This window comes from Segatella copri, from assembly GCF_026015465.1.
GTDB lineage: Bacteria > Bacteroidota > Bacteroidia > Bacteroidales > Bacteroidaceae > Prevotella > Prevotella copri_E.
On the sequence record NZ_JAPDUQ010000002.1, the window covers coordinates 823,095 to 839,724 of the forward strand.

General features: G+C 39.7%; 10 protein-coding genes. 9 read left to right on the forward strand and 1 reads right to left on the reverse strand.

All coding sequences use genetic code 11. The features are described 5' to 3' along the window. Window positions 1-57 precede the first annotated feature (57 nt). The 9 genes from kdsB to ONT08_RS10580 all read left to right on the forward strand — a co-directional run bounded on the left by kdsB (window position 58) and on the right by ONT08_RS10580 (window position 15,847). The gene (gene kdsB, locus ONT08_RS10540) at window positions 58-801 is read left to right on the forward strand and encodes a 3-deoxy-manno-octulosonate cytidylyltransferase (RefSeq protein WP_117586658.1); all 744 of its coding nucleotides are present in this window, start codon (window positions 58-60) and stop codon (window positions 799-801) included. Between the two features lie 34 nt (window positions 802-835). Next, window positions 836-2,185 (forward strand): tRNA lysidine(34) synthetase TilS, encoded by a 1,350-nt coding sequence (gene tilS / locus ONT08_RS10545; protein ID WP_264959885.1) that lies wholly within the window; start codon window positions 836-838, stop codon window positions 2,183-2,185. Beyond that, the gene (locus ONT08_RS10550) at window positions 2,182-3,852 is read left to right on the forward strand and encodes a GH25 family lysozyme (protein ID WP_264959886.1); all 1,671 of its coding nucleotides are present in this window, start codon (window positions 2,182-2,184) and stop codon (window positions 3,850-3,852) included. The genes tilS and ONT08_RS10550 overlap by 4 nt, the downstream gene beginning before the upstream one ends. 116 nt (window positions 3,853-3,968) lie before the next feature. Next, window positions 3,969-4,841 carry a sigma-70 family RNA polymerase sigma factor gene (locus ONT08_RS10555; RefSeq protein ID WP_006846722.1) on the forward strand — a complete coding sequence of 291 codons (873 nt, stop codon included), beginning with the start codon at window positions 3,969-3,971 and terminating at the stop codon, window positions 4,839-4,841. 64 nt (window positions 4,842-4,905) lie between these two features. Next, entirely contained in the window at window positions 4,906-7,032 is a 2,127-nt protein-coding gene (locus ONT08_RS10560; RefSeq protein WP_264959887.1) for a DUF5686 family protein, read from the forward strand. Window positions 7,033-7,104: 72 nt separating this feature from the next. Continuing rightward, window positions 7,105-10,317: a UvrD-helicase domain-containing protein gene (locus tag ONT08_RS10565; protein ID WP_264959888.1), complete on the forward strand. Its 3,213-nt coding sequence runs from the start codon at window positions 7,105-7,107 to the stop codon at window positions 10,315-10,317. A gap of 74 nt (window positions 10,318-10,391) precedes the next feature. Next, window positions 10,392-13,379 (forward strand): PD-(D/E)XK nuclease family protein, encoded by a 2,988-nt coding sequence (locus tag ONT08_RS10570; protein WP_264959889.1) that lies wholly within the window; start codon window positions 10,392-10,394, stop codon window positions 13,377-13,379. Between the two features lie 102 nt (window positions 13,380-13,481). Continuing rightward, window positions 13,482-14,099, forward strand: a complete 618-nt coding sequence (locus tag ONT08_RS10575) for a sigma-70 family RNA polymerase sigma factor (RefSeq protein WP_006846726.1) — start codon at window positions 13,482-13,484, stop codon at window positions 14,097-14,099. Between the two features lie 191 nt (window positions 14,100-14,290). Continuing rightward, on the forward strand, window positions 14,291-15,847 hold the full coding sequence (locus tag ONT08_RS10580) for an IS1182 family transposase (RefSeq protein WP_118200255.1): 1,557 nt from the start codon (window positions 14,291-14,293) through the stop codon (window positions 15,845-15,847). Window positions 15,848-16,079: 232 nt separating this feature from the next. Here the strand turns inward: ONT08_RS10580 and ONT08_RS10585 are convergent, their stop codons facing one another. Next, window positions 16,080-16,454 (reverse strand): helix-turn-helix domain-containing protein, encoded by a 375-nt coding sequence (locus ONT08_RS10585; protein ID WP_228113743.1) that lies wholly within the window; start codon window positions 16,452-16,454, stop codon window positions 16,080-16,082. Window positions 16,455-16,630 lie beyond the last annotated feature (176 nt).

Sequence of the window (16,630 nt, forward strand, 5' to 3'; positions counted from 1 at the left end):
TTGAAGTTAAACGAATCGCATGAATTGAATAGTAAACAGGTTTAAATATAGAAGATTATGAAATTTATAGGAATTATTCCAGCAAGATACGCATCAACACGTTTCCCGGGAAAGCCACTTGCCATGTTAGATGGCAAACCAGTGATACAACATGTTTATGAGAAAGTAGCAAGTTGTCTAGAAGCAGCCTATGTTGCAACAGACGATGAGCGAATTTTCAATGCTGTAGAAGCATTTGGCGGTAAAGCTGTTATGACGCGCAAGGATCATAAGAGCGGTACTGACCGCATAGAAGAAGCTATCGAAAAAATTGGTGGAGACTGGGATGTCATTGTCAATGTTCAAGGAGATGAACCTTTTGTTGACAAGAGTCAACTGGAAACCATCTGCCAGTGTTTTGATGACCCAACAACCCAAATTGCCACTTTAGGAAAAGCTTTTACCAGTATGGAAGCTGTAAAAAATCCTAATAGTCCAAAGATTGTTGTAGACAATCAAGGCTTTGCTATGTATTTCTCTCGCAGCATCATTCCATACGTAAGAGGAAAGGAAGAGGAAGAATGGCTCAAGAGTTTTCCTTATCTGAAACATTTGGGCATCTATGCTTACCGCAAAGAAGTTTTAAAAGAGGTAACCAAACTGCCACAAAGCTCACTAGAAATAGCAGAGAGCCTGGAACAACTTCGATGGCTGCAGAATGGCTACAAGATAAAAGTTGGTACTACAGATGTAGAAACTGTAGGCATCGACACGCCAGAAGATTTGCAGCGGGCAGAAGACTTTTTAAAAAACAGAAAGTAATAAAAAACATCATATACTTTTAAAGTATCGCAGAATGAACAAAATTGAAAATATCGTCAAAAAATATATTATTCACCATGGTATGTTCAAGTGGCAAACACCATATATCGTTGCCTTGTCCGGAGGTGCTGATAGCGTTGCCCTATTGCTTATCTTGAAAAATATAGGACTGAATATTACTGCTGCGCACTGTAACTTTCACCTTCGCGGCGAAGAGAGTGACAGAGACGAGCAATTTTGTGTAAATCTGTGCAAACAACAGGGAATCAGTTTGTCTCGAATCCATTTTGATACTTATGCTTATGCCCATTTACACAAGGTAAGTATCGAAATGGCTGCACGCAACTTACGCTATAGCTATTTTGCCCAATTAGTAAAAGACTTGCATGCAGGAGGCATTTGTGTGGCCCATCATCGCGACGACAATGTAGAAACTTTACTTCTGAATCTGTTAAGAGGATCTGGAGTAGACGGATTAGCAGGCATCGCCCCCAAAAACGGAAATATTCTTCGCCCTCTTCTCTGCATCAGCCGACAGGATATATTGCAATACCTAAAAGAAAAAAAGCAAGATTTTGTCACAGATTCAACAAATTTGGAAGACGATGCTTTAAGAAATAAAATTCGCCATCATGTAGTACCTCTTTTGGAAAGTATCAACCCGGCAGCAAGTGAAAATATCGCTCTCACTGCCAAATACATACGCCAAGCGAAAAGTATACTTGAGAGCATGGATAGCATCAGTATAACCGACTCTTATAGGAAAGTTATATATATCCCTAAAGTATCAGTCATGAATGCTGTAAGTCCGGAATTCATACTCCATAAAGAATTAGGCAGATATGGTTTTCATGGCAATGTCATTGATGACATCTGTGAAAGCCTCTTCAGTCAGGATCGTGGTGTCGGTAAAATCTGGAAAAACGAAGACTATATGATAGTCATCGACAGAGAACAGCTGTTGATCTCTAACATAAAAGACTTGAATAACATTCAGGAACAAAGAGCGTTCCGACTGCCAGAAGAAGGCATTTACAACATGGACGAAGGAACCCAAATCAAGATAAGAATCTTCTCTCATATGGGTGACTTCATGCCAAGCAAAGAATCGCAATGTATCACTTTGGATGCTGAAAAAGTCAGTTTTCCCCTCACCTACCGACTGGTAAAAGAAGGCGATAGATTTCAACCTTTCGGCATGAAGGGTAGCAAACTGTTGAGTGACTATATGACCGATAGGAAATTTGACTATATACAAAAAAAGACACAGCATGTATTAACTGATAGTAAAGGTGAAATCATCTGGCTTATCGGCGAACGTACGTCTGAAAAAACAAAGATTACCGAAACCACCAAGAAAATATTGGAGGTCATCATCAAATGAAAAAGAAAATATTATATATCACAAGTTTAGTTTTCATTCTGCTGGCTGCCGCCAGCACATGGAGCTATTATTGCCTGAACCCATCAAGTGATAGAGTGAACAAGGCAAAAGCAAACATAAAAGTATACAGTCACTACGAATTAATTCAAAATGGAAAAACAATACTCCGGTTCGACGAAGACACTACGACACTGGCTGCCAACTTTATGAATCGTTGGGCGTTGATTCCTTCATGTGAAGGAAGACTTGCCGCCTGCTACAACAACAGCATCAGCCGGAATCACTATCTTGGCAAAGATGCGGATAGCATCTTTAAAGAGAAAGTTGATTCTTTAGACAGTTTGTATAGAGACTCCAAATGGAAAGTTGGAGAACTGAACTATTATATTCACTCTCATTCTGTTCAGGATGTAGGCTACAACTCTATTTGCGCTTATACCCAACACGAACTGGAACTACGCGATTCTGCCAAGAAACTGATTGATTCCCTGAAACATGTACAGAAAAAGGGACATTTCAAGTTGAAACGCTCCATTTCATATCAAGCCTATTATAGAGACGAGAACGGAAAATGGAAGAGTCAGGCATGCAAACTCATCAAAGCAATGAATGGAGAAACTGCACAAGGAAGCCGCACATTCCAACTTTCCTCAGAAACAACTCCTGAAGGGGTTAAAGCTATTTCACCTCAACTTGCAGCATCTTTAGCAACAGCTCATGGAGTCACACTTCGACGCTCTATTGATTATACCCTCTTACCTGATTTTCTAGGATATTATCGGGGTACAACCGACAGTATCTATCAACCAAACGGTCATGGATGCTGGCAAGGATACGATGGAACCTATTATGAAGGTTACTGGAAAAACGGGAAACGTGAAGGATTCGGATTCAGCATTGCTCCCAAGAAGCCTTTACGAATAGGCGAATGGAAAAATGACCGCTATAAAGGCGAAAGACTCGTATATACATCGGAACGTATTTATGGCATAGACCTGAGCAAATACCAGCATGGAAAAGGCAGAAAAAAATATGCTATCAACTGGAACCGTTTACGCATTACACATCTTGGACGTCTCAGCAAAAAGACCATATCAGGAACAGTGAACTTCCCGATTCGCTTCATCTATATCAAGAGTACAGAAGGTAAATCGCTGTTAAATCCATATTATAGAAAAGATTATCGTGATGCAAAAGCACATGGTTACAAGGTTGGAACCTATCACTTCTTTACCACCATAACACCTGCTGCCGAACAAGCACGACACTTTCTGAAACACAGTATCATTAGGAAAGGCGATTTTCCTCCAGTTCTTGATGTTGAACCGCTTCCTAGTCAAATCAAGAAAATGGGAGGGGCTGGAGTATTGTTTGCACGCATTAGAACTTGGCTTAGAATTGTAGAAAGAGCAACTGGTGTTAAGCCTATTCTTTACATCAGCCAAACTTTCGTAAATCGCTATCTGCCAAAGGCTCCCGATTTGAAACATAACTACCAGGTTTGGATTGCACGATATGGAGAGTATAAACCAGACATCCGATTGGTATATTGGCAACTCTGCCCCGACGGAAGAGTAGCAGGAATACATGGAGAGGTAGACATCAACGTGTTTAACGGATACGATGACGCTTTTCAAAGTTTTGTTAAGAACAAGACCGTAAAATAACCTTTAAATGAGTAAGTTAGGTTAATTACGTTAAAGTAAGTTATAATTCTAGTCGTGTATCAATATTTTTATTATCTTTGCGCCAATTGTGCAATGTGTAACTAAGAGGAAAGATAATGAGACAGCTTAAGATACAAAAGAGTATAACCAATCGTAATAGTGAAGCCCTCGACAAATATCTTGTAGAGATAGGTAGAGCCCCTATGGTTTCTATTGATGAAGAAATAGAATTGGCTCAAGCTATCCGCAAGGGAGGTAGAGCTGGCGAAAGAGCAAAAAATAAGTTGATTGAAGCCAACTTACGTTTTGTGGTGTCGGTAGCAAAACAATATCAGCACCAGGGACTCACCTTGACAGACTTGATTGACGAAGGAAACATCGGACTCATCAAGGCTGCAGAACGCTTCGATGAAACACGAGGGTTCAAATTTATCTCATACGCTGTATGGTGGATTCGTCAGAGTATTTTACAGGCAATAGCAGAGCAAAGCCGAATTGTTCGACTTCCCCTCAACCAGGTAGGATCACTCAACAAGGTAAACCAGGAAATTAATAAGTTTGAGCAGGAAAACCAACGCCGTCCAAGCGTTGAAGAACTTGCTGCCAGAACAGGTGTTGACGAGGACAAGATTTCTCAGAGCATGGCTGCAAGTGGTCATCATGTAAGCATCGATGCTCCATTCAGTGATGACGATGACAACTCTATGGCAGATGTAATGGCAAGCGGAGACGATGCCAGAACAGACAAGCAGGTTGACCATGAAAGTATGGCACAAGACCTAAGACAGGTTTTAAAAGTTTGCCTCAAGGATCGCGAACTGAAAATTATCTGCGCATGCTACGGAATTGGGGAAACCGAAAAGGGGCTTGAGGAAATTGGTGATAAAATGGGGCTCACCCGTGAGCGAGTTCGCCAGATAAGAGAAAAAAGCATCACCAAACTGAGAGAGTCCGGGAAGATAGGAATCCTTATGAAATATCTTGGTTAGGAAAGCTGTTGCCCAAAATATTTGGCATAGTTCTTCTGCCAAGTAACATCTTAACTCATAATAAATGAAGAAATATCAAACACACATCATTTTGACGATTATCTTCTGCATAATGGCTTTTGCAGCACATGCAAGAAGAATGTCACCGAGAGACGCCTTTAGTGACTCGGTGATGTGTTTGGTATTTAAATATTCACAATCTGTTGACACAACAGGTAGAGCTGAGCACAAGAGTTATGCCTACACTAAATTTCAAATCAAAACAAACAAACGTAATGCAACGCTCATGCTAGTACCGACGATGTATGCGGTGGCTCATGGCGGTGGCAGAAGATTCATCAGCGAGTATTATAGCCAAATGACGCTAGACGCAAATGGCAGACCAGTTGCCAAGCGTTTGCTGAACATAAGCACCATTCCGCATAGAAGCAACACATTGTCATCAGTTTTGAAATACATGACTCCAACGGTATATGGAGAAACACTTTTCGAAACTAATATTCTTTCTCCTTTCCACAATAAGAATCGCAGATATTATAAATATGCCGTTACCCAATTACCATTCGGCAAAGCACAAGTCTACGTATATCCACGTCTCAAAAACACCCAAGTTATTGAAGCACGTGCCATTGTTGATTCCCAAAGCGGAAAGATAAGCATGGTAGACTTTGAGGGCGAATATGATATGACCCGTTTCTATATCTCTATTATTATGGGTAAAGACGGATTTGGTTCACTTTCTCCTGCAAGGTGCAGCATGAGAGCCAACTTCAGTTTTATGGGTAACAAGATAACGGGCATGTATACAACTGTATACGGACTGCCGAAAATATTAAGTGATTCACTCAATAATGTTGCCGACACAGCATTAATGGCAAAAGTGCGCCCAATTGAATTAAACCAAGATGAGGCTGACATATACAGAAAATTCTATGAAAAAAGAAAACAAATAACAGATTCCTTGAATAACAACATACCAGAGAAAAACTTTGCAAAAGACATACTTTGGGATGTTATCGGTGACAATGTATTAAACAGAATTTCCCAAGGCTTCGGAAAGCAAAACCAAGGCTACTTCCGTATCAGTCCTATTCTCAACCCACTCTATATGGGATACTCCGAGCGAAAAGGAATTGTATACAAGTTTGACCTGAAGGGAGGCTACAGGTTTACAGAAAATCTGCAATTGAAGCTTCGCTTTAAAGGAGGTTACAGTATGAAACAACACAGATTTTATTTCAATATACCATTGACATTCAACTATAACCCGAAGCACAATGGATATCTGAAGTTAGAAATCGGTAACGGCAATAGAATATCGAATAATCGTGTTGCACGAAAGATGTTAGGCATCAGCAAACCTGAAGATAACGATTTTCTATATCCACTATTCTCAGAATATCCAGGATTGTCATTACCGGAAATTTCAACAGATATTGAGGCAAACAACAGAAAACTGACAGAGTTTAAAGATGATTACCTTCGTCTTACTAACCACTGGAGTTTCAACGACTATGTCGGTTTTGAGATTGGCTTGGTTTCACATCAACGAAAAGCTGTAGTAGAAAGTTTCTATAAACTGTTTAATTATCCAAGCAAATATGTGTCAGTAGCACCAGCTGTAGCTTTAGAACTCTTACCATGGGGTAAGAAAGGCTCCATCTTTAAAATAGACTATGAAAAGGGATGGAAAAACCTACTAGGTTCAAACATAGACTACGAACGGGTAGAAGCAGATGCACAAACTATTTTTCAAGCATCACGCCGTCAATCATATTCTATAAGGTTAGGAGCTGGCTTTTATACCCGCAAAGGTGATCATTGGGACTTCGTTGACTATACCAATTTCCATGACAACAATATTCCTGGAGGCTGGAATGATAGCTGGAGTGGAGAATTCGAATTACTGCCATCCCAATGGTATAATGCCAGTGATTATTACATACGTGGAAATTTCACTTATGAAGCACCCATGATTGCGACTGCATGGCTCCCCCTGATTGGGAAATATATAGAAGCAGAGCGTCTGTATGTAAGCTGTCTTGTTGTAAACCATTTACACCCATATACAGAATGGGGATATGGAGTAACAACAAGAGCTATTACATTAGGATTCTTTGCTGCCTTCAAAAACACGAAGTTTAATGGCATAGGCTGTCGCTTCGGTTTTGAACTATTTAGAGATTGGTAATATTCATAAAAGCATGGATAAAACATGATTTCTAGGGCACAATATCAATAACATCATAAAAAAAAACAAAATATGAGTTCACAACTAACTGTTTATAAAGCAAGTGCAGGATCAGGTAAAACATTTACTTTGGCTCGCGAGTATATGACACTCGTGATAGCTAATCCTGCTTCCTACAGAACCATTCTTGCAGTAACCTTCACCAACAAAGCTACTGAAGAAATGAAAATGCGTATCTTAGGAAAATTATACGAAATTGCACACGGACTACCAGAAGCAAACGATTATGTAAATCAAATACAGCAGGCTTTACCCTATCTTTCATCCAAACAAATTCAGAAAAATGCAGAATCAGCCCTGCATTTGCTCATACATAATTATAACTATTTCCGGGTTATGACCATCGATACGTTCTTTCAGAGTGTATTGAGAAATCTAGCACGTGAACTTGATCTGACTGCCAATTTACGGATAGAACTCAATGACTATCAAATAGAACAGCATGCCGTTGATGAACTTATAGAAAGTCTTGAAGATACCGATCGTCTACTTTTCTGGATTATGGATTATATCAAAGAAAATATTGATGATGATAAGAGTTGGAATGTCATAGGACAGATCAAGAAATTCGGTGAGAACATATTCAAGGATTATTACAAAGCTCATTCCGACAAGTTGACAGAATTGATGGAACAAGAAGATTTCTTCAAGGATTTTACCGACCGAATGAAGAAAAAGCGCGATAAGGCAAAAGAGCAGCTTAAAGAAATTGCTGCTACTTTTTTCGATTCCCTTGAAGAAGAAGGCTTTACGTCAGACGACTTAGCTGGAAAAACGAGAGGTATTTGGAGCTATTTCAACAAGCTGAAAAATGGCAAATACAGTGATGATGATCTACATAATGATACTTTCTGTAAATGTCGGGAAAGTCCGGAAGCATGGGTCAAAAAATCTGATGTAAAAAATTGTACTGATATCTTCAATTATGTAGAATCGGTGCTCTACCCTATTCTGCTGTTTGCAGAAGATAATCGTCCAAGACTCACCCGAATCTTCAAAAGTACCGATCTGACCATAAAGCATCTTAATCAGCTCCGCCTTTTGGGAAGCATAGATAAAAAAGTCAGGGAGATGAACAGAGAGGCAAACCGATTCCTTTTGAGCGATACTCAGACCTTGCTCAACTCACTGATAAAGGATAGCGATTCGCCATTCATCTTTGAAAAGATTGGCACTCAACTCGACCATATAATGATTGACGAGTTCCAAGATACTAGCACCATCCAATGGAAGAACTTTAAAGTGCTGCTCGAAGAAACCATGAGTAGAGAAGATGCAGGTAACCTCATTGTTGGTGACGTAAAACAAAGTATTTACAGATGGCGATCCGGCGATTGGAGACTGCTCAATAATATTGATAAAGAATTTAATAAAAGCGCGAAAAAAGTAAGCATAGAAACTTTGGGTATCAACTACCGCTCTGATAGAAACATCATTGAGTTCAACAATGCTTTTTTCACAGAAGCAGTAAAATTGGAGATTGAAGACCTGAAAGATAAATGTCCTGAGGAATGTAAACAGCTGGAAAGCGCATATAGCGATGTCTGCCAGCAAGTACCAGACCACCATTCTGTTCCTAATGGTTCTATCAGTATTCAGCTCCTGGGCGGTGAAAATATTGAAGAAAGAATGATGCAAACCACACTGGACACTGTAGACAAGTTGGTTGAAAGAGGTGTTCCTTGCAACAAAATAGCAATCCTGGTAAGAAGCAACCGCAACATACAGGACATTGCTGAGTATTTTATGAACCATTCCGACTATCCGTTGGTTTCAGATGAGGCATTCAGGCTGGATGCCTCCCAAGCAGTATGCACATTGGTTAACGCTCTCTACATACTGGTACACCCAAATGACAATATTGTATTAGCAACTCTCAACAAGTTTTGTGACACGTATTCTGTAGCTGGAAATATGCCGGAACAACTTTTGACCAATCGTTCTGAGTATCTGGAAATGCCACTGTTCGATCTCACAGAACGCCTTTTTGCAGAACTTAAACTTGGCGAAATAAAAGACATGATCAAGCAAACTGCCTACATCTGTACTTTTTATGATTGCTTAAGTAAATATCTCACAGATAACAGTAGTGATATCACTGGATTTCTGAAAGAGTGGGATAACCGTATCCACGAAAAAAGCATTCATAGTGATGGCGATGGAGGTATCAGATTCCTTACTATACATAAGAGTAAGGGACTGGAATACGATCATGTTATCATGCCTTACTGTGACTGGCAACTAGAAAAAGCCAACACTATCTGGTGCACACCGCAAGAAGCTCCATACAACGAACTTCCACTGGTACCTATAGATTTCAGTGCTAAACTGATGAAGCAAAGTATATATGAAGCAGATTATAATCATGAACATCTGCAAAACATAGTCGACAATTTGAATCTGCTTTATGTAGCCTTCACACGTGCCAGTCACAACCTGATTGTAATTGGCAAAAGAGCTAATAGTGCATATCGTTCTGCCATTATTGAATCTGTACTCGACAAGGTAGCCAGCCGACTTGAAGCTAATGACGTAAAGATGGAGTTAACAGGAATAGGTTCTGATGCCAAAACAAATGACATATCTTTCTGCTATAATGAAATATATGTACCTGATTCTTCCAAGAAATCAAACGAGAAGAAGAATACAAACGTGCTCTCAGCCTATTCTCAACCTTTAGAAATTAAAATAAATGTTACGCCTGAAATGCCAGAATTCAGACAGAGTAACCAGAGCCGTGACTTTATAAAGCGTGATGAAACAGAAGAGCAACAGAAGTTTTATATCAAAATGGGTACTATTTTGCACAACCTCTTTTCTACAATCCGCACAGTTGATGATATTGATGGAGCCCTGAAACAGTTGGAGTTAGACGGACTTTTATACGATCAAGACCTCACACCAGAGAAAATAAAGGAGATGATCAGGAAAAGACTTGAATCACCAAAGGTCGCAAAATGGTTTGATAAGGAACTGACCATACTAAATGAATGTTCTATCCTGACAGTTGAAAATGGAAAAGTGGCAGAATACCGTCCAGACCGAGTGATGCAAAACTCAAAAAAAGAGACAATAGTTGTAGACTTTAAGTTTGGCAGACCGAAAATAGAACACCATGAACAGGTTAGAAAATACATCGGTTTATTAAGAAGCATGGGCAATCATAAAGTAACCGGTTATCTATGGTACGTTTACCCTAACAAAATTATTAAAGTGGTGAAATAATACAATTCTATTGCTCTGCATGAAAAACAGTGCAAAATAAAGAACATTTTCAAATATAAAATGAGCATTGAGATATGAAAACATTTTTAAAATATGTAGCAAGAGATATACTTGAGAAATATGGCAATAACCTCAGCGATATTGCAATCGTATTTCCAAACAAACGTGCAGCTCTCTTCCTCAATGAGAGTCTGGCCCGTTTGACCGACCATCCCATCTGGTCGCCATCTTACATAACTATCAGCGACCTTTTTCGCAAACATAGCACATTGAAAGTTGGAGACCCAATCAAACTTGTTTGCGATTTACATAAAACATTCGTAGCCTGCACTGGTATTGATGAGACCCTAGACCATTTTTATGGATGGGGCCAACTTCTTATCACAGATTTTGACGATATTGATAAAAACATGGCAGAAGCAGAAAAACTCTTTGCCAATCTTAGCAATATACATGAACTTGATGACATCTCATATCTTACAGAAGAACAGAAAACGCTGATTAAGAAATTTTTTAGCAATTTCAACGATGATCACAACTCTGAACTCAAAAAGAGATTTCTACAATTATGGAGCCATTTTCTTGATATCTATAAGCAGTTCAACATGCGTCTTGAAGAACAAGGATTGGCTTATGAGGGGGCTCTGTACAGGAAAGTTGTAAATGATGAAAATATCAAATTCCAACACAAGAAATATCTCTTTGTCGGTTTTAATATGATGCAAGTAGTAGAACGGAAACTCTGCGACCGCTTGATGAAAGAGGGTAAAGCACATTTCTATTGGGACTACGATGACTATTATATGCAAAACAATCATGAGGCAGGTCACTACATTCGTGAATATCTCAAATATTATCCTAACGAATTGAATGATATGCCTCCTCATGATCTTCGTGATATTTATCATAACTTTGATAACAATAAAGACATTACATACATATCGGCATCAACTGAAAACATCCAGGCCCGCTATGTAAACCAATGGCTTAAAGAAAAGAAACGCTATAAATATGGAAAAAAAGTGGCTATAGTATTAGCCGATGAAGGATTGTTGCAAAGTGTAATACATAGTCTTCCTACAAACGAAGACATCAAGTCGTTGCCAGATTATTCTGAGAACGACAAGTTAGCATATAATATAACATTGGGCTATCCGCTTCAACAGACACCATTCTACAGTTTGCTGCAACAGCTCATCAAGTTGCAGGGCGTAGGTCATCCCAAGCATAGTAACAACTATCGCTTACACAATGTGCTCATGGCACTCCGTCATCCATACACACGCTATATTTCTCAAAATTATAGCAAACTCTTGAGCGCTCTTGATGAGCAGAAGCAGTTCTATCCTACCCGCCAATTCCTAAGCATGGATGGTGATGAAGGCTTGTCACTGCTTTTCAAAGATTTGGGTGAGACTGCAACAGAAAATGAATACAACTTGAGACTCATCCAGTATCTGCTGGATATTTTGAAGACAATAGGTGTGAATAGCAAAGAACAGGACGATCCTTTATTCCAGGAATCGCTCTTCAGGACCTATACCTTGTTGAACCGTCTGCAAGAACTCATCCAGACAGGAGACTTAGCAGTAGACTGCATCACTCTGGAACGACTCATCCAACAGCTCATCCAGTCTACAAGTATTCCTTTCCATGGTGAACCTGCAGAAGGAATACAGGTAATGGGTGTATTGGAAACTCGAAATCTGGATTTCGAGCATATCTTAGTACTCTCATGCAACGAAGGGAAACTGCCGAAAGGTGTGAACGATGCTTCATTTATTCCCTATTCATTGAGAAAGGCATATGGCTTGACTACGGTAGATAACAAAGTAGCCATATACGCCTATTATTTTCACAGTCTGCTCCAACGCTCACACGACATCACTTTATGTTACAATAACGCAACAGAAGATGGCCAATCGGGTGAGATGAGCCGTTTTATGCTACAACTCCTGGTAGAAAGCCATCATGACATCGAGCGCTTTTCTTTGGTCGCAGGACAAAACACAATGCGTCCTACTTATGAACCAATAGAGAAAAAACTGCATGCGCTCAGCCAGCTCAAGAATTTGAAAATGCTTACGCCAACATTTTTGAATACCTATTTGAGATGTGAAAAGCAATTCTACTATAAATATGTAGAAGGACTGATTGAGCCAGATGAAATTGATGAGGACGAAGTAGACAACAAAGTATTTGGAAATATATTCCATCGTGCAGCAGAACTGTTCTATCTGGGATTAGCAAGCAGCGATGCTCTGACAACCGACGGTAAAGGAGAACTCAAACTGACTCGTCCTATCGTTGTATCAAAAGAGCAACTAGAGCAAGCATTAAAAGACGAATCTCTGATTTATCGCCTGGTAGATCAGGCGTTCAGAGAAGAACTCTTTAAAGTTAGCGCTGCAGGATATCGTCCAAAATATAATGGTCTGCAACTGATCAATAAAGAAGTAATAGCAAGATATATCCGGCAACTTGTCACGATAGATATGCGCCAGGCTCCATTCACCATACTCGGATTAGAGCTGGTTGTAAAAACTGACGTCGAAGTAGAAACAAGTATCGGCAATTTATCTCTGTCAATAGGAGGTTTTATCGACCGACTGGACGCTGTTGCAGCTAACGGTCATGCAAATGGCAATAATCTTGCAGAACGAATCCGCGTAATAGACTATAAAACAGGACGTATTTCAACAACACGTCCAAGAGAACTGAGCGAAGTGTTTGATCCATCCATGCTCAACAAGCATACAGATTATTATTTACAATCTATGCTCTACTCGATTATTGTAAGCCACAACAGGAATCTGAATCCGGCTCAAGAGCCCGTATCTCCAGGCTTGCTGTTTATACAAAATGCAGGAGCAGAAGATTATGATCCGACATTAAAAATGGGCAAGGAACTCATCAGTAGCATAGATGTATACGAAGAAGAGTTTATGAAACAACTGAAAGTTCTCATCGCCAACATCTTTGACAAGGACCAACCATTCCGGCCTACAGATGATAAGCATCGTTGCGAATACTGTCCATATGCAGCTTTATGCAAATCATAGAAACATATATAATATGTGGAAACCAAAATGATTGGTTAAAATGCGCAAAATACTTGCTTTTTTGAATTATTCTATGTATATTTGCAAAAAGAATTATTGAGTATGACAGAAAAAGAAATAAACAAGATAGTTAGTGAGAACTTAAACTATGTAAAATCAGTAGCCAACCAGTATAAAGGTAAAGGCGTTGAGTTTGATGACTTGGTTAGCGAAGGAACGCTGGCAATGCTTATGGCAGCCAGAAAGTTCCAAGCCGACCGGGGCACCGATTTTGTGGCTTATGCCGGTCCATTCGTTCACAAGGCTATATCACAGGCCATCGATAAACAATCAGGACTTTATCGTTTACCGAAAGACCAGAAGAAATTTGCCCCAAGAAACGCAGACAAGGCTGTATCTGTAGATGCGCCACTAAGCGCAAACAATCCGTATACCCTATTAGACATATTAAACGATCCGGATGTAAAGATTGCAGATGATACCCTGAATATAGAAATGATGAAGAAAAAGATGGCAGAAAGCATTGCAGATTTATTGCCACGAGAGAAAGAAATCATCACCAAATTCTATGGTATAGGTGTTCCTAAAGAAACGATGGCTGAAATTGCTGAAGATATGGGGCTCAAACGCGAGCGAGTTCGCCAGATACGAAATCTGACCATACGCAGATTGAACAGGAGTATCCGCCACCAGGCATTGAGAAACTACTTCAAGAGGTAACTCGCAATAGTTTGTAAAAACAAAAGAGGGTGTGTCATAAGTCTGTGACGCACCCCTTTTTATTTTTTGCCTTTTCACAGATACGAAATCTTTAAAAAACATTTTTATTTACAACAAAGCCCAAACTTTCACAAGCTCGGGCTTTGCCTTTCCGCAAAAGATTTGTATCTTTGCAGAAAACTTCTTTAAGTATGGCAAAGATACAAATAAAATCTGAAACTCGGCACGAATTGAGCTTTTTTCCTAACTCTTTCGATGATTATGTGCCAAAAGACAGCAAAGTTCGTATGGTGGATCGTATTGTTCGCAGTATGGACATCAACCCTCTCATGGATACCTATGATGGGATTGGTGCTCCTCCTTACAGTCCGAAGATGCTTCTAAGTTTAGTTGTTTTTGCCTATATCAATGGCGTTTATTCCTGTCGTGGCATAGCGGACGCACTTAAATACGATGTTCGCTATATGTGGATTTGTGGAGGTAAGCAATTATCTTTCGCAACAATCAACCGCTTTAGATCCAATCATATGATTAAATGCATCGACTTTTATTTTGATGCAGTCGTCTCCATATTGGTTGAAAAGGGCGTGATTAGTCTGGAGGAACAATATGTTGATGGCACTAAGATAGAGTCGAAAGCAAACAAGTACACGTTTGTATGGAAGAAGACTGTGGAAAAGAACAGGGCTAAGCTCTTGGAAAAGACCTCTGCTGCATTGGCTCAGATAAAAGAACAAATTCGCCTGAATGGCGGGAGTGACATTAAGGAAGAAGACAGCGAGCCAGCCACTTCCGCCAAGGATGTAGAGAGAAGTGCACGTTTGTGTGAGAGGCAAGCTAAGAACCTTCCTAAGGCAAAGCTTACAGGAAGAGAGAAGCAAAAGCTAAATACTCAGATAGATCACTTGTTCAAAGCCTCGGACAAACTGTGCGAGTATGAAAAATCACTGGATATACTGGGCGAGAGAAACAGTTACTCCAAGACTGATCCCGATGCGACCTTCATGCGCCTCAAGGAAGATGCCATGAACAATGGGCAGACAAAGCCTGCCTATAACCTTCAAATTGCGACAGAGAATCAATATTGGACGAATTTCGCCCTTTATCCCAATCCAACAGACACCCTGACCTTCAAGCCTTTTTTGGATAAGTACAAGAAAAGATATGGAAAGCAATCCAAGAGCGTCACCGCAGACTCAGGGTATGGCTCGGAGGAGAACTACGAGTACCTAGAGATGGAAGAAATGATGGGTTATGTAAAGTACAACTGGTTTCACAAGGAACAGCATAAGCCTTTCAAGGAGGATGCCTTCAACCAAGCGAACTTCTACTACAACAGGGATGATGACTATTATGTCTGCCCCATGGGACAACACATGGAACCTTGTGGACAACGGCAAACGAAAAGTGACTCCGGCTATGTGTCTGTCATTACATTATATAGAGCACAACGATGTGATGGATGTCCGCTTGGAAGTCTCTGCAAGAAATCCAAAGGCAACAGAACCATATATGTCAACCATAAACTGAATGCATATAAAAAGGAAGCCTTCCTGCTACTAACGTCTGAAGAGGGCTTGAAACACAGAAGCCAGCGACCGATAGAGCCGGAAGCTGTATTTGGGCAGATGAAGGCAGATATGCATTATAAGCGATTCAGGCATTTTGGAATGGACAAGGTTTACATGGATCTAGGATTGTTCGGAATGGGATTCAATTTGAAGAAATATTTGGGTATAAAACGATAAAACTCAATTTTGGTTGTTTTATCGTCAGGGATAACTATGCCCTTTTGTGGGCTTTGGGGCTGTTTTGTTATCGATAAAACAAGAAAAGTAAAGTTTCTATACAATATAATAAGATTCCCTTTGTGAAGAAAGACTACGATTCAACTAGAATATATAGAAACACACACAAAAAAAGGGTGCGTCACAGACTTATGACACACCCTCTTTTGTTTCATGTTCTAGTTATTAACAATTAAACTTCCTCCAATCCCTTTAAATGATTAGCACGATATTGACGGGGAGTAACGCCTATTCGCTTGAAGAAATTAGCATAGAAACTCTGACGAGTATTGAAACCAGCCATTTCGCTGATACCTTCTACAGTCATTCTTGCATAACGTTTATCGGTAAGTAAAGACATAGCATCGTTTACTCGATAATCATTCACCAACTCGGCATAATTCTTATGAAATCGAGTTGCGCATACAGCAGAAATATAGCGAGAGTTAGTATTCAAATCCTCTGCAAGTTTCTTGGAACTATAGTCTGGGTCCTTGTACTTTCTTTCAGTAACAAGAACACGGATTATCTCGTCGCGAAGGCGGTCCTTAGTTTCTTCACTCAGCATAGATTGATATCTTGCTATTTTTTCTTTTTTAGGTTGAATATTGTACTTAGCCATAGTTATGTTATAAAATTTATTACAACAAAGGTACGACTTTTATTTAGAACGACCAAATTTTTTCTCACTTTTTTGAAAAATAAACACAAAAAAAGTCGTTTATATGAAATAAAATGGTTATT